Here is a 22,886-nt window from a genome sequence, read left to right as displayed (position 1 = left end):
ACGTTGTTGAGTAAATGAACAGAAAATTAGCTCTTTCCTTGCTTTCTAGCCCTGCACTGTTTGCGTCTATGCTGTCTATGGTGATGATGACCCAACCAGCCCGCGCAAATCAAACAGTGAACTCAACAGGAAGCCATGTTTCTTGTGTAGAGTCTCCTCACTCTGCAACTCATCGTCTGGTATGTACACGGGTAAGTAACACTCCTACCCCACTACCCAAACCAGAAATGAAACTGGCTCAAAAAAACAATCCCAGTGACATAATTGAAATGAACTTTACTGAGGAGGAAAGCGATACCGCCATAGCTTTGTTTGGGTGTGACTGTCCATCTTGCCTCAACGCCTTACGTCAAATGCGCGGTCAGCCTCCTATGTCAGTCTAGTCAATTCACACTAACTTCTAAAAAAAGAGTCAGAGAGTAAATTCTCTGACTCATAATCGGAGACAAAAAATCATCAACCCAGTAGTTAACCGTAAATATTAATACGGTAAACAGCTTGTATTGCTTCTGGTAGAAAAATTTAAAATCTTCCCAGGTTGTGCAGACCTAAAATAACGCCTGCTCCCAATATATGACCAAAAGCCGTAGTAGCGAGTAATGCCGGCGCTCCAAATCCGCCAAAAAACTGGTTTGAAGGCAAGGCAGGTTCTGCATTGGGGTATTTAATGGTGAATTTGCCAAAGAAAATGGCAAGGATATTGCAGAGAATCATAGTCACCCCAACAGCGGGACTCCATTGCAGAGGTGTGGTTGCAGCCGCTAGTAAAGTAGATGTCAGCAACTGAATTTCTCCTTACAATTGTGATTGCGTTAAAAATACCAATGTGAATTTCTTACCAAAAAAAAACAATTCAAAGTTGAATTTTGCATTAATAGTTAACATTTTTTTGGATTACTTAGTAAAAGCTATAGGCGATCACCGAATTTGGGAACGGGTAGCTAGAAGTTTCCTGGAAGAGATAAGGGGTAGGGGATTAGGTGTAGTGGATTAGAGATTAAGACACAATCACCTGCAAAATCATCTAAACTCAAGATGATACGATCGCTCGGCTAATTGTGTTATGTCCTCTGTCATAGACTCCTTACCACCAAACCTTGCTAAGATTGTCCAGCGTTTTCAACGCGCTACAGACCCAAAACGACGCTATGAACAGTTAATTTGGTATGGTCAGAAGCTCAAGGAGTTTCCAGAAGCTGATAAACTTCCAGAAAACAAAGTACCTGGGTGTGTTTCCCAAGTTTATGTCAAGGCTGATTTAGTAGATGGCAAAGTTACATTTCAAGGTGATTCTGATTCTCAATTAACTAAGGGATTAGTGGGTCTTTTAATTGAAGGTTTGAATGGACTTACTCCTGCTGAAATTGTCCAACTGACTCCAGATTTTATTCAAGAAACTGGTTTAAACGTTAGCCTCACACCTTCCCGTGCCAATGGTTTTTACAACATTTTCAAGACTATGCAAAAGAAGGCTTTGGAATGCCAAATTTAGGAATATAGGGAAAAATTTTTTAAATAACTAATAATTGAAATTATTAATTATCAAAAACTATAAAACTTTGTCTCATGTCAACTAATTTATTATCATCTCCTACTAATTTTGGTATCGGTGGAGTAGTCAAAGCAATCTCTTGGAATTGGAAAAACCAACAATTCCAGATTGTATATGAAACTATCGGTAGTGGTTCCCCGCTATTGCTACTTCCTGCTTTTAGCACTGTGTCTACACGAGAAGAAATGAGCGGGATAGCTAAGTTACTTGCGCCCCATTTTCAAGTTATCGCTGTAGATTGGCCTGGATTTGGAGAATCTTCTCGTTTACCTGTAAATTACGAACCTGTTATATATGAACAATTTCTAGAATATTTTGTAACTTCTGTTTTTGATGTTCCCATAACATTAGTAGCTGCTGGTCACAGTGCGGCTTATGTCCTAAAATTGGCCCAGAAAAACTCCTCCGTATTTTCACGGTTGGTTTTAGTAGCGCCAACTTGGCGTGGGCCTTTACCGACGATGGGTGTAGATCGACAGATCGCAGGAGTATTTAGAGAAATAGTGCGATCGCCTATTGTTGGTCAAGCACTCTACAAGCTCAACACCGTGCCATCTTTTTTAAGTTTTATGTACCGTCGCCACGTCTACGTGGATGCTGCCAAACTCACCCCCAGTTTCATGGAGCATAAATGGCAAAATACCCAACAACCAGGAGCTAGATTTGCTCCTGCTGCCTTTGTAACTGGAAATCTCGACGCTGTACATCACCAAGCTGACTTTCTGACGTTGGCTCAAAATTTATCTGTGCCTTTGATGGTGGTAATTGGAGAATCCTCTCCCAGCAAATCCCGTGCTGACATGGACGCTTTGGCAGCACTTAGCGGAGTCCAAACAGCCGTTCTTCCTGGTTCTCTGGGAATGCATGAAGAATATCCAGAAGCGGTAGCAGAGGCTATTTTGCCCTTTTTGAGGACTGGTTCTTGAAGGGAGATGGAGAGATGGGAGGAGTGTCAGCAGTTGACGGAAAGAATGCGATCGGGATTCGTCGACCTTAGTCGTCAGGGTGCATTCCAGAATGAGGAAGAGAACAATTTCATGATAATTTCATTTCTGTATGACAAACTTTAGTTAGCTATACTGCCACCTATTCATCATACAGAGTAAAGATTTCTATGAAATATTCTATTGCTGGAATTGTTGCCATCGCAGTTTTAACACTTAATCAAGGTTGCTCATCACAAGTTAAGTCGGGAGAAACTGCTTCCCAAGAAAATACAACAGTATCAGCAAATCATAATGGACATGCTACTGAGCAAACACATTATGAACATCATTCAAACAATCATAGTAATAGTAATTACGTTTCTACTCAAGCAAAATTAACCGCTCCTAAAAATATTGTTCCAAATCAGCCTCTACCTTTGGTAATTAACATCCAAGATTCTCAAGGAAAATCTATCAGCAAATTTGACAAATTCCAAGAACAATTAATGCATTTAATTGTAGTGAGTGATGACTTAAAATTTTTCAATCACTTGCATCCCAATTACAAAGGTAATGGGCGTTTTGAAATTAATACTAATTTTCCTGAACCTAATAACTACACAATTTTCAGCGATTACAAGCCATCTGGTAAACAAGAAGAAGTTACTGTTATGAAAATCACAGTGCCCGGTTCAACTCCTGTACCTCAAGAGTTAGCAAAATACAGCAATACCAAAATATTAGCTGATACTAAAGTCAACCTAAATTTTTCTCAACCAACTCTCAAGGCTGGTGAGGAAGTCAATTTGAAGTTTGCTCTCCAAGATATTGATAATAATCAAACAATTAAAGATTTGCAACCATACTTAGGAGAAAAAGGACATTTAGTTATTATTAAAAGTTCTTCTCCTTTGACAGTATCAGATTATATTCATGCTCATGCTCGTAAAGATTCTCCTGATGGAGAGGTGAATTTTGTAACTAGTTTTCCTGAAGCGGGAACATACAAACTATGGATGCAATTTAATCGTAATGGTAAAGTTAATACAGCTGATTTTTGGGTGAATGTGCAATAAAAGTTGTTTGTTTAGTTGTTAGTTTTTGATTAACAGAATTAAAACTTCTTACAATACTGGGTGGCTTGTTGGAAAAAAAGATGATCGAAAGCCTGGTGTTAAAGCCACAAAAGCAAGAATTGCGGCGATGAGACGAAATCGCCGCTACCTGGAAATTACTTAACTCGAATTCTCAAGTTTTTAGTTAGCGATCGCCTTAAATTGTTTTTAGCTCAAAATTTTGCCAAAAAATGACGACCTTATTCAGAAATTACTGTAAGCAATGGTAACTTACGAATTTCCTCCCGTACACTCATGAGAATTTTACCAAGATGATTTTGTCCTGTGTGATCTGCACCACAACCCCAAAAATAATCTCTTGGTGAGTTTTCCACCAGTAATTGATCACCAGTCGTGAGTAGAACCTCCCTAATATCAGCATGGGTGAGAAACTTTTTGAGTACAGCTTGTCGCATGATATTAGTTTTAACTATTTCCCAATCTAAACGCACCTTGCGAGTGCAACAGCGTCCTAAAGCCGCTGCTTCTTCTGGTGTCTCAACGGCGTGGATTACAGGTATGATCACCGCATCTGTTGTTCCCACAAATTTTTGAGCTTGATAATAATGCTCTACTGTCCGCCAGTGAATACCATCGATTTTAATGCTGTGGGGAGAAAAGTTAGAAAAACAGCCATAAGGCTCATAAGCTTTGTAAAAGTAAATAGTCATTTTAAAGTTGCTCTTTTAATACCTTCAACTTCTATGATGCCTGTAGTTGTTGGTAGGTAGAAGATAGGTCCTCAAAAAAGTACATTCTACAGTGTATACACAAGTTCAATTTACGCAGGCAAAGCTTAATTTCCAGAAATTGCGACTTCGCCACAATCTTGTTGAAAAACTCGACCACAGATAAACACCGATATACACCGATAAAGAGAAGCGCGATAAATTAAATATTTCTACTCAACGGTACAGAAAAGCTTACTGCAAGCACTCTCCACGCGGTTCATAAAATAACAAAGGGTGGATTTCACCCACCCTCGCTAAAATTTATCAAAGATTATTCTGTTGCTGATTAACCCAACAATTCTTTCGCCTTTGTGACTACATTATCAACGGTGTAGCCGAATTTTTCCATGATCACACCACCAGGTGCAGAAACGCCAAAGCGATCTACGCTAATCATTGCGCCTTCGTCGCCCAGGTAACGACACCAACCGAAGCTAGAAGCAGCTTCAACAGCTAAACGCTTTTTAACTGCTTTGGGTAACACTGACTCACGGTAGGATTCGCTTTGAGCATCGAAGAGTTCCCAAGAAGGCATGGAAACTACACGAACTTTCTTACCTTCAGCGCGGAGTTTGGCAGCAGCGTCAACGCACAGAAATACTTCACTACCTGTACCAATGAGGATGATATCGGGAGTTCCTTCGCTATCAGAAAGAATGTAAGCGCCTTTGGTAACACCTTCAATGCTGCTTCCCTCTAATTGGGGCAGGTTTTGCCGCGACAATGCTAGCAAAGTGGGGCGATGTTGATTAGCATTTTCAATGGCGACTTTGTAAGCACCAGATGTTTCGTTACCGTCGGCGGGACGAATAACTGTCAGGTTGGGAATAGCCCGCAAAGATGCCAAGGTTTCTACTGGTTGGTGGGTGGGGCCATCTTCACCTAGACCGATGGAATCGTGAGTCATAACGTAGATGACTCCGGCTTGAGACAATGCCGAAAGGCGAATTGCAGCCCGCATGTAGTCGGCAAAGACCAAGAAGGTAGCACAGTAGGGAATTAACCCGGAACCATGCAAAGCAATACCGTTACAAATCGAACCCATACCATGCTCACGCACACCGAAACGGAGGTTACGGTTTTGGTACTGTCCTTTTTGAAAGTCGCCTGCTCCCTTGAGTTCTGTCAAGTTGGAGTGGGTGAGGTCGGCAGAACCACCGATCATTTCTGGTAGGACGGGTGCTAAAGCATTGAGGGTGATTTCGGAAGTTTTGCGAGTGGCGATCGCTTTACTTCCTGCTTCGTAGGTGGGTAGTGCTTTTTCCCAGCCTTCTGGCAATTTACCACTAATTTGCCGCTCAAATTCAGCCGCTTCTTGGGGATACTTCGCTTTGTAATCAGCAAAGGTTTTATTCCATTGACTTTCGTACTCAGCACCACGGTCTATGGCTTTACGGAAGTGCTTGAGGGCATCTTCTGGGATAACAAATGGTTCGTGTTCCCAAGCCAAGTTATTACGAGTAGCAGCGACTTCATCACCACCAAGGGCTGCACCGTGAACACCTGCGGTATTGGCTTTGTTGGGGGAACCGTAACCAATGGTGGTACGGACTTTAATTAAAGATGGCTTGTCGGTGACTGCTTTGGCAGCTGCGATCGCTTTATGAATTGCTTCTAAGTTGGTGTCGCCATCGCCAACAGCTTGCACGTGCCAACCGTATGCTTCAAAACGCTTGCCCACGTCTTCGGTGAAGGAAATATCGGTAGAACCATCAATAGAGATGTGGTTGTCATCATACAGGGCAATGAGTTTACCCAAGCCCAGGTGTCCTGCCAAAGAACAGGCTTCCCCGGATACACCTTCCATGTTGCAACCATCACCCAAAATCACATAGGTGTAGTGGTCAACTATTTTGGCGTCGGGTTTGTTGAACTTTGCGGCGAGATGGGCTTCTGCCATCGCTAAACCGACTGCATTGGCAATTCCCTGTCCTAAGGGTCCAGTCGTTACTTCTACACCTGGTGTTTCAAAGTTTTCTGGATGTCCAGGAGTTTTAGAACCCCACTGACGGAATTGTTTAATATCGTCTAGCGTGACGCTGTCGTAACCAGTCAAGTAGAGTAGGGCATACTGCAACATACAGCCGTGACCGGCAGACAGGACAAAGCGATCGCGGTTGAACCACTTGGGATTTTTAGGGTTAAACCGCATAAACTTATCCCACAGCACAAATGCCATTGGTGCAGCACCCATTGGCAGTCCTGGATGACCAGACTTGGCTTTTTCTACAGCATCAATTGCCAAAAAGCGGATCGAGTTAATACAAAGTTCTTCAAGGGTTTGGGTTGCAACAGCCATAATAAGATTGTTGTTAACGACGGGTTAGCACTCTTTTAAGCTTCTTTCGCCTGCTGGGGATCAAATTTCCCCACGATAGTATCATCATCCCATTGGTGCTTGTTGACAAACAAGCCGTAAAGTTGAGGATTTTTGATCAGGGATTTTAGGATTATTCTAGAAAGGATTGGCCTGGATATTCAGTTGTTAAAGGGACGGAATGATCTCAACAGGGCGTCAAAGACAATACGTTCTTTCTAGGGATCGAAGAAAGGGATCGGGGAAGGTGGGGTCCTCTCTAGAATAAGGGGCAACGGGGGGCATGGGGAATTGGGATACATTTCTCCGTTGTCCCCCGTGTCTCTCTTGTCCCTGTTTCCCGATCCCCTATCCTCTTTTAATTCCTAGACATGTTTTTTAAAGGCAAGGGTGACATTATGACCACCAAAACCAAAAGAATTGGACAGTGCTACCTCAACACGTGCAACACGGCTAACATTTGCTACGTAGTCTAGATCACATTCTGGATCAGGGTTTTCCAGGTTAATTGTGGGTGGGAGTCGGTCGTTAGCAATTGCGAGTACTGTTGCCACTGCTTCAATACCACCAGAACCGCCTAATAAGTGACCTGTCATGGATTTAGTAGAACTAATTGCTACTTTGTAAGCATGATCACCTAAGGCTCTTTTCATTGCTGCGGTTTCAGTCGAATCGTTAGCTGGGGTGCTAGTACCGTGGGCATTGATGTAGCTCACCATTTCGGGGGTGATTCCTGCATCTTTAAGTGCCAGCTGTATAGCCCTGGCGGCTCCTTCACCACCGGGTACGGGGGATGTGATATGGTAAGCGTCACAGGTCATACCATAGCCGACGATTTCGGCATAAATCCTCGCACCACGACTGATGGCGTGTTGCATTTCTTCCAAAATCAAAATACCTGCTCCTTCGCCCATGACAAATCCATCACGGTCTTTATCAAAGGGACGGCTGGCATGAGCAGGGTCATCATTACGAAACGAAAGTGCTTTACATGCAGCAAAACCAGCAAGAGATAGGGGTGTAATAGCTGCTTCTGCTCCGCCACAAATCATTGCTTGGGCATATCCGCCTTGAATCAGGCGAAAAGCGTCTCCGATGGAGTTAGAACCAGCAGCACAAGCTGTTACGGAGCAGGAATTAGGCCCTTTTGCGCCAGTGTGAATTGCTGTTAACCCCGCAGCCATGTTGGCAATCATCATGGGAATCATGAATGGGCTACAGCGGTCTGGTCCACGGTTGAGATAAACCGTTTGCTGCTCTTCCATTACCTTCAGACCACCAACGCCAGAACCGATGATCACACCTACTTGTTCAGCATTTAGGTCATTAATCGTTAATTGCGCATCCGCTAGAGCCTGTTTTGCCGCTGAAACGGCAAATTGAGAAAACCTATCCATGCGCTTGGCTTCTTTACGATCCATGTAATCGTGCGGATCGTAGTTTTTTACCTCGCCAGCAATACGGCAAGCATGGCGCGAAGCATCAAACAAGGTGATTTCGCTAATGCCATTGCGTCCGCTTACCAATCCTTCCCAATACTCGGCTGGTGTATTACCAATCGGTGTAATCGCGCCAACACCAGTTACAACAACGCGTTTACGTATCAAATCTGTCATGACTAAGTTACAGGTGGCTCTCCGGCAGGACAAAACAGGAATTGGGCACAGGGCATTGGGAATAGAAAATTAGGCATTAGGGATTGAGATTTGGGAATTGGGAATTGGGCTTCATATAATTTTTACTACGCACCATGCCCTATGCCCTATGCCCTACGCCCTATGTCCTATACCCTATGCCCTAACCTCTCTTATGCGGATGCGGCAACTTTGTTGTTAATGTAATCCAATGCTTCTTGAACTGTGGTAATTTTTTCAGCTGCTTCATCAGGAATTTCGATATCAAATTCTTCTTCTAAAGCCATTACCAACTCGACTGTATCTAGGGAATCAGCGTTTAGGTCATTGGCAAAATTGGCTTGTGGTGTAACCTTTTCGGGTTCAACACCTAGTTGCTCCACAACGATTTTTTTCACTCTATCAAAAATGTCCGCTTGGCTCATAGATTAAATTCCTCAACCAGTTGCTATAATCCGCTCTTTATGGGTTACATGGTTTTGAGCATATACATCTTATCTGAAAGCGCGATCGCATACACTCTTTAAAGGATTCTGTTTTGCAATTCTTACTAAATTTTTTTCAGAATATACACCCCAGTACCTATTGTCTGACAACCAACACTAGTCTTGCGATGATAAAACAATTACAGGTAGCTATGCAGGAGGCAGAGGAGCCACTGCGCCCTTGGAGGTTCCCTCCGTTGTGGCACATGGCGTGTTAGGAGGCATTAAAAGGCAGAAGGAAATTCATAGAATATAATTCCAACTACCTCCTTTCCCCCTCACCAATTACCAATTACCTTTTTCATCTGCTCTAGTGTACGCAATTCGTGCCGATTATCTAACAACAATATTTCTATGCTATCCCATACGTTGAAATACGCTTACTACCCAGGTTGTGTTGCTCAAGGGGCTTGCCGGGAACTTCATCAATCCACAGTAGCCCTCAGCAAAGCATTGGGCATTGAACTCATTGAACTCAAAAAAGCTGCTTGCTGCGGTTCCGGTACTTTTAAGGAAGATTCCCAACTTTTGGAAGATACTGTCAATGCTCGCAATATTTCTTTAGCAGAAGAATTAAGTTTGCCCCTGCTGACTCATTGTAGTACTTGTCAAGGTGTAATTGGTCATGTTGATGAACACCTCAAAGAATGTCAGAAAACAAATCCCGCTTATGTTGGACAAGTTAACAGCTTGCTCCAAAAACAAGGGTGTTCACCTTACCGAGGAAACACAGAAGTTAAACATCTGCTTTATGCTCTCGCAAAAGATTATGGCTTAGAAGAGATTCAAAAACGAGTTAGCCGTAAATTAGCTGGACTCAAGTGTGCTGCTTTTTACGGCTGCTATCTCCTGCGTGCCCAAAAATTCATGCTTTATGATGACCCCTTCCAGCCAGAGACGATGGAAAATCTATTTAGGGCAGTGGGAGCTACACCCATTTATTACAGAGGTCGTACGCAATGTTGCGGTTGGCCTCTTGCTAGTTATGCTACCACCGAGTCCTTCAAAATGGCTGGTAAGCATATTCAAGAAGCCATAGAAGCGGGTGCTGATTGTATGGTGACGCCTTGTCCTTTGTGTCACCTTAACCTCGATTCTCGTCAACCAGAGGTAGAAAAGGTAATTGGACGTAAGCTAAGTTTACCAGTCTTGCATCTACCGCAGTTGGTTGCCTTAGCGATCGGCATTAGTCCGAAAGAACTAGGTTTAGAAAGGCACATTGTTTCTACTCACCCAGTGTTGGAGAAGTTAGGACTTTGACTAGCGATTTTGGATTCTAACTGGGGAGGTGGGGAGATGGGGGGTGGAGGAATAACCACTAACCACTAACAACCAACCACCAACAATCAATTTTGATTAAATGGTTCTTCAATTGGCGTCACTGTCACTTCTGGGGTAGAAGGTATGGTGATTGATTTTGATGTTGGTTCTTGAGCAGGCAACGGAGTAAAAGTAGAAGGTATGGTTATAGAACTTGATGTTGGTTCTTGAGTCGGTGACGGGGTAAAAATAGGTTCAGATGTAGTTTCCGGTGATGCTGACTCAAAAGTTGGTATTGGCGAAGTTGTCGGAGATGGTAGACCGAATGCTGGACTGGGTACTGGTGTAAAATTAAAGCCTGGCTCGGTTTCTACTGTCGGTGTTGGTTCTGGAGTGGTAGTGGGTGAGTACGTTGGTACTGGTGCAGATGTGGGTTTGCTTTTTGACTGTTGTGGTTTGATGAATGTTGGTTCGGGAAATGTTGGTGGTGTTAATGCTGGATCTATTCTGGGTTTAGTTTCTTTTAAGGGTTTTAAGGGTGACAGTGTGGGTATTTCTGAGTTTGTGGGTTTAGCAATGGGCAATGGTGTGAATGTTGCTTCGGTTTCTGGCTGGGCTAATGGTATGGTTGTTGCTTGAGGTTTGCTCGTATCTGGTTGAATGGGTTGGGGTGCGGTACGATCCCAGTAAAACCAAGCTAATAATCCACCAGAAGCCAAAATTCCGGTAGTAATAATCCCTTGTGGTGAAAGTAAAAAGTTTTGCCGCAAAGGCTGAACTGGAGGTAAAGTTTGTCCTTCTACTATATTCATCCGAGTTAGGGGTGACACTGAGGAAGGGGGCAAAGGTTTGGCTTCTTTTGCCTGAATACTGTTGACAACTCGGTGATTAACTACAGGTTGATGACTATTTTTTGGCGAGTTAACTTTTGATTTTTGAACATGATTACTAAAGTTGGGGTTTTTCTCAATTTTCGGGAGAGTGTGGGATTCACTACTACCATTGTGTATATTTTGAAGCTGGGGATTTAATAAAGATGAGGGAAGTAAATTGAAATTTTGGCGAGTGAGGGCTAGTCCTGTGAAATCACTCAACGATTCTTGTATTTCTAAGGCTCTGGTAAAGTATCTAAAGGCAACAGTATTTTCTTCTAAACACAAGGCGCGAGTACCAAGTTGGTGTAAAGCCCAAGCTTCCGAGGCTTTGTCTCGTTCGGCTTGAGATGCTTGTAGTCCACGTTGTAGCACATGTTCCCACAAACCCCAGCGCTTACTCAAAGCTAGTAAACTTTCCACTGCTTTTGCTAAGTGTAAGACTACTTGCCAACGGCTAGCTCTGACTGCTACTTCTAAAATCTGTATGATCGCATCAATTTTTGCTAATAAATTTTGTGGCTGCTGGAGATACAACTGTGTCCAGTTAATAAAGTAAGCGATCGCGTTTTCTAATGGTGTTCCTAACTTCCATGCTGGTGGTAAAACTTCTGTGATAGTCTTGTTGATGCGATAACGAGAATCTTCCTGTTGTACGAGATCACGCTGTTGCAAATTCTTTAAAATTTCAGAGGTGTCTGGTTGTTGTGTAATCGCTGCAACTTCTTCCTGTAATAATCCTACTTCACCCATCACTGCGAAAATTTCCAAAATATTTCTGTGGGTGTGTGGTAGCGACTCAATGATTTGTTGAATGAGATAAATACTAGCTTGAGAATTTGGTAGTTGACTGACAACTTCCGCAAGTGATCGCCCTTCTGCTAAGATGTAGGCGATCGCTAATTGCAGATGCAGGGGGTTTCCCTTGAGGATGATACACAGTGATCTAGCAGCAGGTAGTTCCTCTATTTTGAGGGAACGTTGCATTTTTGTTTCTACAAAAACTAAGGCGTCCTGAATAGACAATCCAGAAAGTGCAGTGGAGTATGCTGGTTTTGGCAGACGCTGTTTTGTAGAAGCAACCAGAAAAGTACAGTTGCTAGCAGCATTTCTCAGCTTTTGCACTTCATCTTGAATAAGTTGATCGCCGTCATCGAGTATAACTAGTGCGTGTTTATCTTGAATTTGCTGGCGTATTTGCTCATCTGTAGGTTTATAAGGGGTATCACTTTCATATCCATAGAAAGCTTCCCAAATTATTTGCAGTAAATCACTCACATAGGGGTGATGGCAAGATAGACTGATAACACCATCACTAAACACAGAATCAGCCTGGAGTTCTTGCGCGCAGTAACGCAATAAAAAGCTTTTGCCAAAACCTACGGGACTATAAAATTCTACCGATTGTCCAGATTTTAAAGCTGCGATCGCTTCATTGATTGGTTTTTCACGCTCTAGAAGTTTCTCGTTAGGAGGTTGACGAATCAACACTGGCGTAGAGCGTTCTAGCAAAGTCGGTTGTACTGGTATGGTTGCTAATTCTGCGATCGCACCTTGGCTAGAACCGATTTTGAGTACATGCTTACCTACAGCCAATGTACTATTGGTGTCTGTGCGTATATTTGCTGTCAAATTGCTATGCGGCATAGATTTTTATTTCAATCATTAACTCGAGTTTTACTCTATTTACCGCGATTTTGCTACTCAAATAGGAGCATATCCTACATTGCCTATCTTACTTTTAGCAAATTTGTCAGTATTTTAACTTAAGTAGTACTTAGGTAAGTTAAAAACAAAACTTATATCTACCCTGCTAATAGTTATACATTTTTAAATTTTAATTGAGCGATCTGTGTTTCTACAAAAACACAACTAGTCAGATTCAAATCCTTCGCATCTCCCACAGCACTAACTGTGACTTCGAGGAAATAGTTTTTCCTGGAGAACAAATGCTATTTGAGGCTTTTCCCCAAGCAGAGCTAGAAATCCATATGGATAGTACAACAGGTACAACTTTAATCAATAAAATTCTGTGTTCTAATCTACAAGTTTATGGCTGATTTTATACATTCTTGTCATGGGTTATATAGCAATCCGAAATTATTTGTGAAATTATCTGCAAATCAGATAGAACTGCTATATGAGTGGAGCGATCGCGGCTCCGGAAGGGCTATACATTTGCTGTTATCATCAGCACTGTAAATCTGAATTAAATCTGCGTAAATCCTGGACGCGATAAAAACCAATCTACAGCATTTTGCAGAGCCACACTTAAGGGAGACTGAGGTAAACCCAATTCTCGCACAGCCTTGGAAGCGTCATAATACATCGTTTGTGTTGCCATACGTACACCATCTAAAGGAACAGATGGTGTTTTGCCAAAGTGAGTTAGAATTTTTTCATCAAACCAGGCAACACTAAGAGGTAAGCAAGCAGGTATAGACCTTTTCGGGGGTTGCAAACCTGTAATCTCGGCAAGTTGATCGAGTAGTTGTTTGAGCGTCAGATTTTGATGTCCTAAAATGTAGCGATCGCCTGATTTACCTTTTTGTAAAGCTAGTAAATGCCCCTTCGCCACATCCCGCACATCAATAAAATTAAGTCCTGTGTGCATATAAAAAGGCATTTGCCGTCGCAAAAACCGCACAATAATATCTCCTGTAGGCGTTGGCTTAATATCCCAAGCCCCAATTGGACTACTAGGGTTGACTATAACCACATCCTGACCATTTCCAGCTGCCTGCATGGCTTCTTGTTCAGCCCAAAACTTAGACTTTTTGTAGTGACCAATTAGTTTCTCTACAGGACTTTGATAATTTTCATCTACAATCGTACCACCAGGCCCCACTCCAATAGCCGCTACAGAACTGGTATAAACTGTTCTAGTAATATCAGCTTTTCTAGCAGCAGCTAGGACATTGCGCGTACCTAGAACATTATGCTGGTAAAGGGCTTCCCGGTCTTTTTGCCAAAGAGAATAGTGAGCAGCGATGTGAAAAAGGTACTGGCAACCACGCATCTGCTGCCATAATTCTGGGTGATTTAAATCACTCTTGACTATTTCTACATCCAGATTTTGGAGATTATCTAATTGGCTACCAGGGCGTACCAATGCTCTGACGGCGTATCCTTCTGCTAGAAGTAACCGCACCAAGTTTGCACCAATAAACCCAGTACCACCTGTAACAAATACACGCATTATCAGTTATCAGTTACGTAAGACTGTGAATTGAGGAAGTAATATAAAGTTTTTGGCAATTGTCCAGAGTTTGATTTTGGTTAACGAACACCGATGTAGACGCCCGTAAGGGCGGCTTCCCGCAGGGTACACTCATGGAACACAGATAAATTATCGGTGTGCATCGGTGTGCATCGGTGTTCGATTTCAAAAACAAGATTTTTGCCATAGTTTTAATTCACATTAGGCGGTGGCTATTGCCCAGAAAAGACCAATTACTAAAATAGCAGCGATCGCCCGCGGAATAATTGTGATGGCAGATTCTATCAGTCGTCCGAAAGCAGTCTCTACCGATGCTTGTACTTCTGCTACAAATCGCCGCCAAGGTGAGAGGCGGCGTTGAGTTGCTCGTTTAAGAGCAGCATTAATTACCTGTGCCTGTGACCATTGGGGCGATATTTGTCTTAATGCTTGCGAAAGAAACCCTGAAGCTCAAAAGGCATAATAGCTTAACGCATTGGCATATTGTCTGTTTAGCAATTTGTTAACAATGATTCAAATAGAATTCCTGATTTTTTTGTAACCGAAATGAGAATGTGAATTCTGATAATGTTGCTCTTGCTGTATATTGTGTGCTGTTGGTGAAGGCGAGGAGTAAAATTTGCTGCGGTTTTGAAATAAAATAAAACTTGCTACTGCTATGAGCAAATAGCCAAATCCTCGTTGCAACTGTCTAGGCTGTACAAACTGAGAAAAATAAGCTCCAGCAATTGTGCCGATGCTGGCAGCGATTGTAAATGAAGCCATAAGATTCCAATTCAGCGATACCTGTCCTAGATAGCCTAACAGTCCAGCAACAGAATTCATTGCAATAATTAGTAAAGAAGTGCCAATTGCTTGTTTCATCGGTGTATTTCCCAACAAAACTAAGGCAGGAACAATCGCAAATCCACCGCCAACCCCAACTAATCCAGTTAATAAACCTACACCTAAACCTTCACTCAGCATCCAGAGCCAACAGTATTTACATATTGGTTTGGGATATAAGCTTAAATCCAAATCAGTCGCAGCAACTTTTGGAATTGGTTTAGCATTTTTGTTAATCATAAATCCTGCTGCCAATAGCATCATCAAGGCAAACAGAATCATCTGGATTGTGCCAGTAATAAAAGGTAATGTTGCTAATTTAGCTCCTACATAAGCTCCTAACATTGTGGCAGAGCCAAACATGAAAGCGGTTTTTAAATTTACATTGCCTTGCTGCCAATGGGGGATGACACCAATGAGACTGACACTGCCTACAATAAATAGAGTCATGGCGATCGCTGGTTTTGGTGTCACACCCATGACATACACTAAAATCGGTACTGCTAAAACCGAACCACCGCCGCCAATTAAGCCTAAGCTGATGCCTATACAAATTGCGAGAAAATGACCGAATATCCAGGCTATCATAAATTCTGGAATTGATTAGAGGACTTTAACTGGTAAACAGTAACGCAGAGATAACCTTAACTCTGTAAGTAGTTTTGAATCACGTTCAACTTGCTCCAGTACCGGATCGACTAAAATAACTGCTTGAGTTTGTTGATCTCCAAGTAGGTAAGTATAAGTGCTGGTTTCTCTGTCAAATAACTGTCTGAATAACATAGTGTTTTGTCCTGCGACAGTAGCAAAACTTCAATTAGCTTTGGCGTGATTTGAAACATAATGCTCAAGAAACTGTTTCATCTGCGGATTAGCACTACAATCAAAGCCAGCCGCAGCAGCTTTCTCAAATACTTGCTCTGGTGTCATTCCTTGTCGTGTTGCCACGTTCATGAATGCCATTAAACCCGCACGCATACTACTTGCACAATGGATTAAAGCGGGTTTTGGTAGCCGATCAATTTGCTCAAGTACCTCTGTGGTCAGTTCATCGCTAATTTCGTTTGGCTTGACAGGAATGTTGACGTAGTGCAGTCCCAAGGCTTGTGCTTGTTGCTGTTCATCGCTGAGAAAACCTTGCTCATCAGGCGCTCGTAGATTAAGTACAGATTTATAACCTTCATTTACCGCCTGCTGTAACTGCTCTGGTGTCACCTGTCCTGCTACTGTTAATTCGTTGTTAATCTTTTTGACGTTTTCCATTGCTGTTTTAGTTCTTAACTCTTACTACCATATTGTCAGATAGTAATATGGTAGTAACTACATATAAGAAGATGTAATATTTAAGTCTGTATGTTAGAGTCTTCGCCTCAAACCCTTGCTCCCGTTGCTGAATACTTTAAAGTCTTGTCAGAAGTAAGTCGGCTGCAAGTTTTGTGTTGTCTCAAGTCAGGAGCGAAAAACGTGACAGAAATCATCCAAGAAACTGGACTGGGACAAGCAAATGTTTCCAAACATTTGAAAGTATTGATGCAAGCGGGTATAGTCACTCGTCAACCACAAGGAATCAGTGTTTTTTACCAAATTACTGACCCGATAATTTTTGAGCTATGTGAGTTAGTGTGCGATCGCCTTGTTATTCGTCTGCAAGAACAAACCCAACAGTTAGAACAACTACAAGCACTACGCCAACCGTAAAAATTGCTCCAGATTGAGATTTCTTGGATTTGAAAGTGGAAGATGGAAATCAGTAGGTAAAGAGTAAAAATCTTCATTGCTAGCCATCTCTTTCCAAGTTCTTGACTTTTTCTCTCTACGATAAACCTGCAAGTTTAGATAAAGTATCGTATCCAGCAGTAAGTAGGAGCAATAATGAACAAAGTTGCAAAGGTCACAATTTTCTTTTGGATTATGAAGATCATCGCCACGACGCTAGGCGAAACAGCAGGTGACTTCATCTCAATGTCTCTTGGGCTGGGTTATTACATAGCCTTTACCGTAACTTTTGCCATTCTGGCTATTCTCCTGTTTTTTCAAATTCAATCCGACAGATATCGTCCAGCCCTTTACTGGTTGGCCATCATTGCGACAACCACAGCCGGAACTGAAGTTTCAGACCTGATGGATCGATCTTTGGGGCTAGGCTACGCAATGGGATCGCTGATCCTGGTAACCTGTCTCTTGAGCGTTCTTACCATCTGGTATTACCGGGATCGAGATTTGAGTGTTTATCCAATCGTGAGGAAAGACGCAGAGACAACGTATTGGCTGGCGATTGTGTTCTCCAACAGTTTGGGAACAGCCTTTGGTGATTTTCTGACAAGCAACTTAGGACTGAGCTATATCCAGGGCGCATTGGTAACAGCCAGCGTCATTGGTGTTGTCATTGCCCTTCACTACATAACAAAGTTGAGCGATGTTCTCCTATTCTGGCTTGCATTCATCTTCACACGACCCTTTGGAGCTACCTTCGGCGATTTTCTTACCAAACCGATAAAAGATGGCGGTTTATCACTGCCAAGGGGCTATGCTTCAGCGATCGCCTTTATCCTGCTGGCGGTTGTCCTATTCTTTTCCGTACGAAAGGAGAAAAAAGTGCGTTACCCAATTGAGTGATACGTTTAAGCAGATAGATGACTATTTTTTGTTAAATACAAAATAAATAGTATAGAAATATGAGAATTTTAATAGTTGAAGATGATGATCGCATCGCTAAACCCTTAGCTGAAGATTTAAAACATCAACATCATGCTGTTGATATTGCTGGTGATGGAATTGAAGGTTGGGAATACGCCCAAGCAGGTAATTATGATTTAATTTTATTAGATTTAATGTTGCCGCGCTTAGATGGAATCACTCTCTGTAAACGGCTACGTGCTTCTAATTGTAATGCTTTTATTCTGATGTTGACAGCACGAGATACAACCCCAGATAAAATAATCGGACTTGATGCTGGTGCAGATGATTATTTAGTTAAACCATTTGAACTAGAAGAATTAGCAGCACGAATTCGAGCTTTATCTCGAAGGAGTCCAGAAACTCGCCAATTAATTTTAATTCATGGTGAGCTACAACTAGACCCTAGTAATTGTCATGTAACTTACGCAGGTAAGCCTCTATCATTAACACCCAAAGAATACATGATATTGGAATGTTTTTTGAAAAATCCTAATCAAGTTTTAACTCGCTCGGCAATTTTAGATAAATTGTGGGAGTTTGATAAATTATCTGGAGAGGAAACTGTCAAAACTCATATCACCAATTTAAGGAAGAAACTCAGAGCAGCAGGAAGTTCAGAAGATTTTATCGAAACTGTCTACGGTGTTGGTTATCGTCTGTGTCCTAAGTGAAGGCAAATTTAACTTATGTTTGAAAAAATTCGCCGTCGTTTACTGTTGTCTTATTTAATCGTATTGTCACTAATCTTAGGTGGATTTGCAATTGCTGTTCGGATTGTCTTTACCCATAGCCTCCATAAACAACAAACAGAGAAACTTGCTGCATTAGCACAAGTTGCTGCTGCTAATGCAGAGTTTGATAATGGGAGAATTAAAATTGAAAATGACTTACCTCAAGATAAATTATTTGAAAATCATCAAGCATTAAACTGGTTTGATACTAAAGGTAATCTAATCGAAAAACAGGGACAAGATATTTTAAGTTTACCTGTTCATGTAACAGAAGGAGAACAAATTAATACAGTTGGTAAAAATCGTGTCCAGTCTGTCACTTTACCAATTATTAGTAGTGACGATAAACAATTCATTGGGTATGTAAGAGCCAGTCAATCTTTAGAAGAATTTGATGAAACTTTAAATAAATTAGATTTGGGATTAGGTGGTGGAATAGTTGTAGCTTTGATTATTAGTAGTGTTGGTGGAGTTTGGCTGACTAGTCAAGCGATGCAACCAATTGAAGAAAGCTTTGAACGGTTAAAACAGTTTACTGCGGATGCTTCCCATGAACTCCGCAGTCCTTTAATGGCGATTAAAAGTAATGCAGGGGTAGCACTAAAGTATCCAGAAGGAATGCGAGAAACTGATGCAGAAAAATTTCAGGCTATTTCTAGTGCTACGAACCAAATGACTCGCCTCACTGAAGATTTACTATTTTTAGCTCGTCATGATAATATTCCTAACCGCAGCAAAGAAACTGTTGAACTCAGTTCAATTTTAAATAACTTAGTACAACTATATCAACCGCAAGCGATCGCTAAACAAATTAATCTGAAAAGCCAATTAACTGAAAAGCTTTATCTGTTAGGTGATACAAATCAAATAACACGATTATTTACTAATTTAATTCAAAATGCTATACATTACACACCGTCAGAAGGGATAGTAGAAATCACAGCTAATCGTTCTGCTTCAGACATAGTAGTTAATGTTCAAGATACAGGTGTAGGAATTGCACCAAAAGATTTAGGAAATATTTTTGAACGTTTTTGGCGAGCAGATAAATCACGTTCTTATAATTCTGGTGGTTCTGGTTTAGGGTTGGCTATTGCTCAAGCTATTGCTCAAAATCACGGTGGATTAATTACCGTCACAAGTCAATTGGGAATTGGAAGTTGTTTTACAGTGCGTTTACCAGCAAGTTCTCTTAATTAATGTTTATAAAAATGTTTGATTAAGTACCATAACACAGCTATATTAACCATAAAGACTAAAAATTTGAAAATCGTTATCCCTTTAATTAACTCATAGATTTCGGGAGGTACACTAATACCAACTAATCCAATAACTAATATCTTTGCCCAAGTTTTTTCATACCATAAACCGATAGCCTCAATGGCTGTTACAACTGCATATATTGCAGTGGCAATTCCACTAAATTTTAAAGTTTGTGGTTTGATATTAACAATTTTTTCTAGTAACCACTCAATAACTTCGCGTTTCCCTTCCAGTATGTAAGATTCGGAAAAGCCCACAAGAGTATCATGTTTTTTCAAAGCTAACAGTAGAACAATAGATGTAGCTGTAAGCAGTAAAGCAACAAAGCCTTTATAAACAACAATTGCTATTAATCCTGGAGGACGTTTCTCGATCATTTAATTTTCCTTACTTGTTACTTTATTGCTTGCTGAAATCTAAATAATTTGTCAATAAAAAGGTTGATACCAATTCTGTGATTGATTTATGATAATTATATTCCCAGTTTGGATAATTAATTGATAATATGATAAAAATTAAGTATACTGTTTGTCAGTTTTTGTGTTGAAGAATTCATAATGTAGGTTGCTGAAATCTATGTTTTTAATTTTTGTAATATCAAATATCAATATATTTAATAAAAATCAAGAATTAGAAAAGATTAATTGTCAACAATATCTTGTTTAGTACCACTAGTATAGTAAAAATTAAAGGATGGGTTGTATTCCCATCCCTTATGTAACTAATTTTAAGCAATCGACCTCACATTTTAATCAAAATGTTCTCTGATGGCTCTGACATAAGCAGCGTCAGTATCATTGAGGTTGTCAAGCTCGGTTTCAGACAGAACATCTAAAGCTATTGAGTTAGGCTCAGGATTAAATTTACCAGTCGCTGCTAGAACTGCCACATCTGGACTTGCTATTAATCCAAAACTAGCAACAATCAAGATGGGAATTGAACGGCTTATTGAGAGATACTTTTCCATAACTATCAAGCAAAGTTTATTGTGTATTTTCACAGTAATGAATAGTTGTGATAATACTGTGTTATCTTTGTTTCAATTCCTTGTCAGCATCAGTAGACAAGCCAATCATATGATCTGTTTCCTCACTCTTAGCCGTCAACATTAAGATGTAGGGGTCTTTTGCACCAGGTTTTTGTCGAATTCTGGCACACAACTCTAAGCCATTGAGACTAGGAATCATCAAGTCGAGGATGATTAAGTTCGGTTGATGCTCTTGAATTATTTGGAATGCTTGAAGCCCGTCACCACAACTATGGCAAGAAAATCCTGCGTCTTCCAAAGAAAACTGGATTAACCGAGAAATTTCAAATTTATCCTCAACAATTAAGATTTCCATATTACAAGATATCAAAACATTTTATTCTGATATGGGCTAATTTTTGTATTATGTGAATTTAGTTGTAAATTGTAAATTTCTGGCTCAGATCACCTTAAAACAGAAAAGGGAAAAACTGATGTCAACTTAGCCAAGCTTGACTCAAGTATCACTGTTTTGCAAAGTACGGTTGCAGCAAAGAACCATCAAGCGATGTGCGATGCTAACCAAGTTATTGTGATCGCCGATCAACTAGCAATGCAGTTAGAACCTAAAATGCCTTTGGAGGTTGCCATGCTAGACTACTATGGTCGTGAACTAGAAATTTGGGCAGCCGATGGGAATACGGCTAGATTAAAAAATGTTGCTGGTAAAATTCGAGAGACTTGGGAAGCTTTACGTCCTTCAATCCAATCTCACGGCGGTTCACCTCAATTACAGAAGTTCGACGATACTCTAATTGCTTTAGTTGAGACAGCTAGTTCTCCTACTGAATATAGTCTGCTTGCCGCACCTGTACAAGGTGAAGTCAATAATCTCCGAAAAGTATTTCAACAGTAGATTTTTTTTACGCAGTACTCCATAAGAGTCACTTAGCGATCGCTTCCGGCGGGGCGTAGCCCATCGTAAAGTAATTATGCTCTTATGCAAGCAACTGACCACCAAAGCCCAAAATGCTGATGAAAGCTATAGCTATAGCTAAATTAATTGAAATATTCATGGTGCAAATTTATCTGAAATATAGGTTTGTGATTATAAGCAGTAAAGGTCAAGAACTTGGAAAGATTCAGATGAATGACTTAATTTTTTTATTACATTGTTGTTGAGGCGATCGCGGCATAATTTTTTAAATTAAACCAAATCTTTCCGAGTTCTTGACTTTTGTTCTGCATAATTCAATCCGACAACCTAACTTTTACAGGTTGTTGAACTCTAATTAAAGGAGTGAATACAATTTACCTTTTTGATTGCAAATTGGTATTACTAAACTAAATACGTAGAGCTTTATTTTAACTGTTGAATATAGGATCTTATCTTCAACAGTTTTATACAAAATTGTCATTTTTAAAATTTATGAGTAATCGCAAGAGAAAATATGATTCAACTGATACACCTGCTCAATCAAACATGACTGTAATAATTCGCGGACAAATAAAGGAGGTTGTTGAATCAGCTATTTTCAACAACCTCATATTTAGCTATTTACAGCTACACATCACTTATGACTAGTAATAAATAACCCTACTTACTGCCTTCATTTGTTTCCCGTTCGTTATTATTCTGCGGAACTTGAATGCTACTCTTAGGACGAGAAGCTTCATTTTCATCGCTTTCCTGGTTAGCATTCTCAGTGTAGAGAACCTTACCATTACCAGCGTCAACTTTCACCTCTTTTTGACCAATTTTTACAGCATAAACTAAGTTACCATCTTCATTTTCGAGTTTTACACTACTAGCTTTAGCACCGACAGAAGTTTCAGCAGCTTGTTTAGCTTGTTCTGCCGTAATTTTAGCTAAAGCTTGTAGTTTTTTGTCCTCTTGCTGTTCTTCTTGGTCATCATTAGTTTCACCATCACCATCACTTGCTTGAGCTATTTTAGTGTGATGAACACCATTCTTCATGATTTCAGGAGCTTCTGTAGCGTCATTAGCTTCGCCATCTCCATCACTAGCCTGAGCTACTTGTACACTGTTTTGAGAAGGAGAGGCACTTACAGTTTTGATCACTGCACCAACACCTAAAATACTCATTAAAGCAGCTGCTAAAGCGATTTTTTTTGAAGTTTTCATGTGTGTTAATCCTGGAAAATTTTGTTTCTTTAGCAATCTAAAACAGTTATTATTTGTTTTATTTATACCTGTTTTTGAGTTGCTACAGTTTTACTTTAAATATAAAAAGTCAAGAACTTGAAAAGATAGGCTGAAACTATAAAAAATAATTTGATAACAGTAT

The 22,886-nt window shown here is 40.7% G+C and carries 25 protein-coding genes and 1 pseudogene; 12 read left to right on the top strand and 14 right to left on the bottom strand.

Going from position 1 to position 22,886, the window contains the following annotated elements:
- Nucleotides 1–86: 86 nt before the first annotated feature.
- Nucleotides 87–383 (top strand): hypothetical protein, encoded by a 297-nt coding sequence (locus tag NIES592_RS05335; RefSeq protein ID WP_016872260.1) that lies wholly within the window; start codon nt 87–89, stop codon nt 381–383.
- Nucleotides 384–522: 139 nt separating this feature from the next.
- Here NIES592_RS05335 and psaK read toward each other — a convergent pair whose 3' ends face one another.
- Nucleotides 523–783, bottom strand: a complete 261-nt coding sequence (gene psaK / locus NIES592_RS05330) for a photosystem I reaction center subunit PsaK (RefSeq protein WP_009456517.1) — start codon at nt 781–783, stop codon at nt 523–525.
- Nucleotides 784–1,063: 280 nt separating this feature from the next.
- Here psaK and NIES592_RS05325 point away from each other — a divergent pair, with 280 nt between their 5' ends.
- From NIES592_RS05325 to NIES592_RS05315, 3 genes are all read left to right on the top strand, one after another.
- Nucleotides 1,064–1,492, top strand: a complete 429-nt coding sequence (locus NIES592_RS05325) for a SufE family protein (RefSeq protein WP_062243252.1) — start codon at nt 1,064–1,066, stop codon at nt 1,490–1,492.
- 74 nt (nt 1,493–1,566) lie between these two features.
- Nucleotides 1,567–2,478, top strand: a complete 912-nt coding sequence (locus NIES592_RS05320) for an alpha/beta fold hydrolase (protein ID WP_062243250.1) — start codon at nt 1,567–1,569, stop codon at nt 2,476–2,478.
- Between the two features lie 188 nt (nt 2,479–2,666).
- Nucleotides 2,667–3,554: a hypothetical protein gene (locus tag NIES592_RS05315; protein ID WP_073555128.1), complete on the top strand. Its 888-nt coding sequence runs from the start codon at nt 2,667–2,669 to the stop codon at nt 3,552–3,554.
- Nucleotides 3,555–3,793: 239 nt separating this feature from the next.
- Here NIES592_RS05315 and NIES592_RS05310 read toward each other — a convergent pair whose 3' ends face one another.
- The 4 genes from NIES592_RS05310 to acpP form a co-directional block, all read right to left on the bottom strand.
- Nucleotides 3,794–4,264 (bottom strand): NADAR family protein, encoded by a 471-nt coding sequence (locus NIES592_RS05310; RefSeq protein WP_009456509.1) that lies wholly within the window; start codon nt 4,262–4,264, stop codon nt 3,794–3,796.
- Between the two features lie 346 nt (nt 4,265–4,610).
- Nucleotides 4,611–6,623, bottom strand: coding sequence for a transketolase (tkt, locus tag NIES592_RS05305; protein ID WP_073555127.1), 2,013 nt, complete (start codon nt 6,621–6,623; stop codon nt 4,611–4,613).
- 383 nt (nt 6,624–7,006) lie between these two features.
- Nucleotides 7,007–8,257 (bottom strand): beta-ketoacyl-ACP synthase II, encoded by a 1,251-nt coding sequence (gene fabF / locus NIES592_RS05300; RefSeq protein ID WP_009456505.1) that lies wholly within the window; start codon nt 8,255–8,257, stop codon nt 7,007–7,009.
- A 191-nt stretch (nt 8,258–8,448) separates the two neighbouring features.
- The gene (acpP, locus tag NIES592_RS05295; protein ID WP_009456503.1) at nt 8,449–8,700 is read right to left on the bottom strand and encodes an acyl carrier protein; all 252 of its coding nucleotides are present in this window, start codon (nt 8,698–8,700) and stop codon (nt 8,449–8,451) included.
- Nucleotides 8,701–9,114: 414 nt separating this feature from the next.
- Between acpP and NIES592_RS05290 the strand changes: the two genes are divergently transcribed.
- Nucleotides 9,115–10,020 carry a CoB--CoM heterodisulfide reductase iron-sulfur subunit B family protein gene (locus NIES592_RS05290; RefSeq protein ID WP_073555126.1) on the top strand — a complete coding sequence of 302 codons (906 nt, stop codon included), beginning with the start codon at nt 9,115–9,117 and terminating at the stop codon, nt 10,018–10,020.
- An 86-nt stretch (nt 10,021–10,106) separates the two neighbouring features.
- Here NIES592_RS05290 and NIES592_RS05285 read toward each other — a convergent pair whose 3' ends face one another.
- The gene (locus NIES592_RS05285) at nt 10,107–12,539 is read right to left on the bottom strand and encodes an AAA family ATPase (protein ID WP_073555125.1); all 2,433 of its coding nucleotides are present in this window, start codon (nt 12,537–12,539) and stop codon (nt 10,107–10,109) included.
- Nucleotides 12,540–12,733: 194 nt separating this feature from the next.
- On the opposite strand from NIES592_RS05285, the gene NIES592_RS05280 reads away from it, so the two are divergent.
- The gene (locus NIES592_RS05280) at nt 12,734–12,952 is read left to right on the top strand and encodes a DUF1830 domain-containing protein (protein ID WP_062243232.1); all 219 of its coding nucleotides are present in this window, start codon (nt 12,734–12,736) and stop codon (nt 12,950–12,952) included.
- Between the two features lie 149 nt (nt 12,953–13,101).
- Here NIES592_RS05280 and hpnA read toward each other — a convergent pair whose 3' ends face one another.
- Complete coding sequence (gene hpnA, locus NIES592_RS05275; protein ID WP_073555124.1) at nt 13,102–14,091, bottom strand: hopanoid-associated sugar epimerase; 990 nt, start codon at nt 14,089–14,091, stop codon at nt 13,102–13,104.
- Nucleotides 14,092–14,320: 229 nt separating this feature from the next.
- On the opposite strand from hpnA, the gene NIES592_RS24915 reads away from it, so the two are divergent.
- Nucleotides 14,321–14,473 carry a hypothetical protein gene (locus NIES592_RS24915; protein WP_178379475.1) on the top strand — a complete coding sequence of 51 codons (153 nt, stop codon included), beginning with the start codon at nt 14,321–14,323 and terminating at the stop codon, nt 14,471–14,473.
- Between the two features lie 152 nt (nt 14,474–14,625).
- On the opposite strand, the gene NIES592_RS05265 is transcribed toward NIES592_RS24915, so the two are convergent.
- Genes NIES592_RS05265 through NIES592_RS05255 form a run of 3 tightly spaced genes read right to left on the bottom strand, consistent with a single transcriptional unit; the run spans nt 14,626 to nt 16,200 of the window.
- Nucleotides 14,626–15,525, bottom strand: a complete 900-nt coding sequence (locus tag NIES592_RS05265) for a sulfite exporter TauE/SafE family protein (RefSeq protein ID WP_073555123.1) — start codon at nt 15,523–15,525, stop codon at nt 14,626–14,628.
- Nucleotides 15,526–15,540: 15 nt separating this feature from the next.
- Nucleotides 15,541–15,720 carry a hypothetical protein gene (locus NIES592_RS05260; protein ID WP_073555122.1) on the bottom strand — a complete coding sequence of 60 codons (180 nt, stop codon included), beginning with the start codon at nt 15,718–15,720 and terminating at the stop codon, nt 15,541–15,543.
- A gap of 30 nt (nt 15,721–15,750) precedes the next feature.
- Nucleotides 15,751–16,200 (bottom strand): beta-lactamase hydrolase domain-containing protein, encoded by a 450-nt coding sequence (locus NIES592_RS05255; protein ID WP_062243224.1) that lies wholly within the window; start codon nt 16,198–16,200, stop codon nt 15,751–15,753.
- Between the two features lie 90 nt (nt 16,201–16,290).
- Between NIES592_RS05255 and NIES592_RS05250 the strand changes: the two genes are divergently transcribed.
- The 4 genes from NIES592_RS05250 (at nt 16,291) to NIES592_RS05235 (ending at nt 19,547) form a co-directional block, all read left to right on the top strand.
- The gene (locus NIES592_RS05250; protein WP_062243220.1) at nt 16,291–16,635 is read left to right on the top strand and encodes an ArsR/SmtB family transcription factor; all 345 of its coding nucleotides are present in this window, start codon (nt 16,291–16,293) and stop codon (nt 16,633–16,635) included.
- A 174-nt stretch (nt 16,636–16,809) separates the two neighbouring features.
- Nucleotides 16,810–17,553: a COG4705 family protein gene (locus NIES592_RS05245; RefSeq protein ID WP_073555121.1), complete on the top strand. Its 744-nt coding sequence runs from the start codon at nt 16,810–16,812 to the stop codon at nt 17,551–17,553.
- 59 nt (nt 17,554–17,612) lie between these two features.
- The gene (locus NIES592_RS05240; RefSeq protein WP_062243153.1) at nt 17,613–18,287 is read left to right on the top strand and encodes a response regulator transcription factor; all 675 of its coding nucleotides are present in this window, start codon (nt 17,613–17,615) and stop codon (nt 18,285–18,287) included.
- A gap of 15 nt (nt 18,288–18,302) precedes the next feature.
- A complete protein-coding gene (locus NIES592_RS05235) occupies nt 18,303–19,547 on the top strand; it encodes a HAMP domain-containing sensor histidine kinase (protein WP_073555120.1) in 1,245 nt (414 codons plus the stop codon).
- Here the strand turns inward: NIES592_RS05235 and NIES592_RS05230 are convergent.
- The 3 genes and pseudogenes from NIES592_RS05230 to NIES592_RS05220 form a co-directional block, all read right to left on the bottom strand.
- Nucleotides 19,544–19,987, bottom strand: a complete 444-nt coding sequence (locus tag NIES592_RS05230; RefSeq protein ID WP_073555119.1) for a DUF2127 domain-containing protein — start codon at nt 19,985–19,987, stop codon at nt 19,544–19,546. The genes NIES592_RS05235 and NIES592_RS05230 overlap by 4 nt on opposite strands.
- A 371-nt stretch (nt 19,988–20,358) precedes the next feature.
- Nucleotides 20,359–20,577, bottom strand: a complete 219-nt coding sequence (locus tag NIES592_RS05225) for a hypothetical protein (RefSeq protein WP_062243147.1) — start codon at nt 20,575–20,577, stop codon at nt 20,359–20,361.
- 82 nt (nt 20,578–20,659) lie between these two features.
- Nucleotides 20,660–20,953: pseudogene (locus NIES592_RS05220) on the bottom strand (response regulator); the annotation flags it as partial.
- A gap of 156 nt (nt 20,954–21,109) precedes the next feature.
- On the opposite strand from NIES592_RS05220, the gene NIES592_RS05215 reads away from it, so the two are divergent.
- On the top strand, nt 21,110–21,493 hold the full coding sequence (locus tag NIES592_RS05215) for a hypothetical protein (protein ID WP_256678065.1): 384 nt from the start codon (nt 21,110–21,112) through the stop codon (nt 21,491–21,493).
- Between the two features lie 681 nt (nt 21,494–22,174).
- On the opposite strand, the gene NIES592_RS05210 is transcribed toward NIES592_RS05215, so the two are convergent.
- On the bottom strand, nt 22,175–22,723 hold the full coding sequence (locus NIES592_RS05210; protein WP_073555118.1) for a PepSY domain-containing protein: 549 nt from the start codon (nt 22,721–22,723) through the stop codon (nt 22,175–22,177).
- Between the last annotated feature and the right edge of the window lie 163 nt (nt 22,724–22,886).

This window comes from Fischerella major NIES-592 (assembly GCF_001904645.1).
GTDB lineage: Bacteria > Cyanobacteriota > Cyanobacteriia > Cyanobacteriales > Nostocaceae > Fischerella > Fischerella thermalis.
This window is presented reverse-complemented; position numbering and strand designations above follow the sequence as displayed.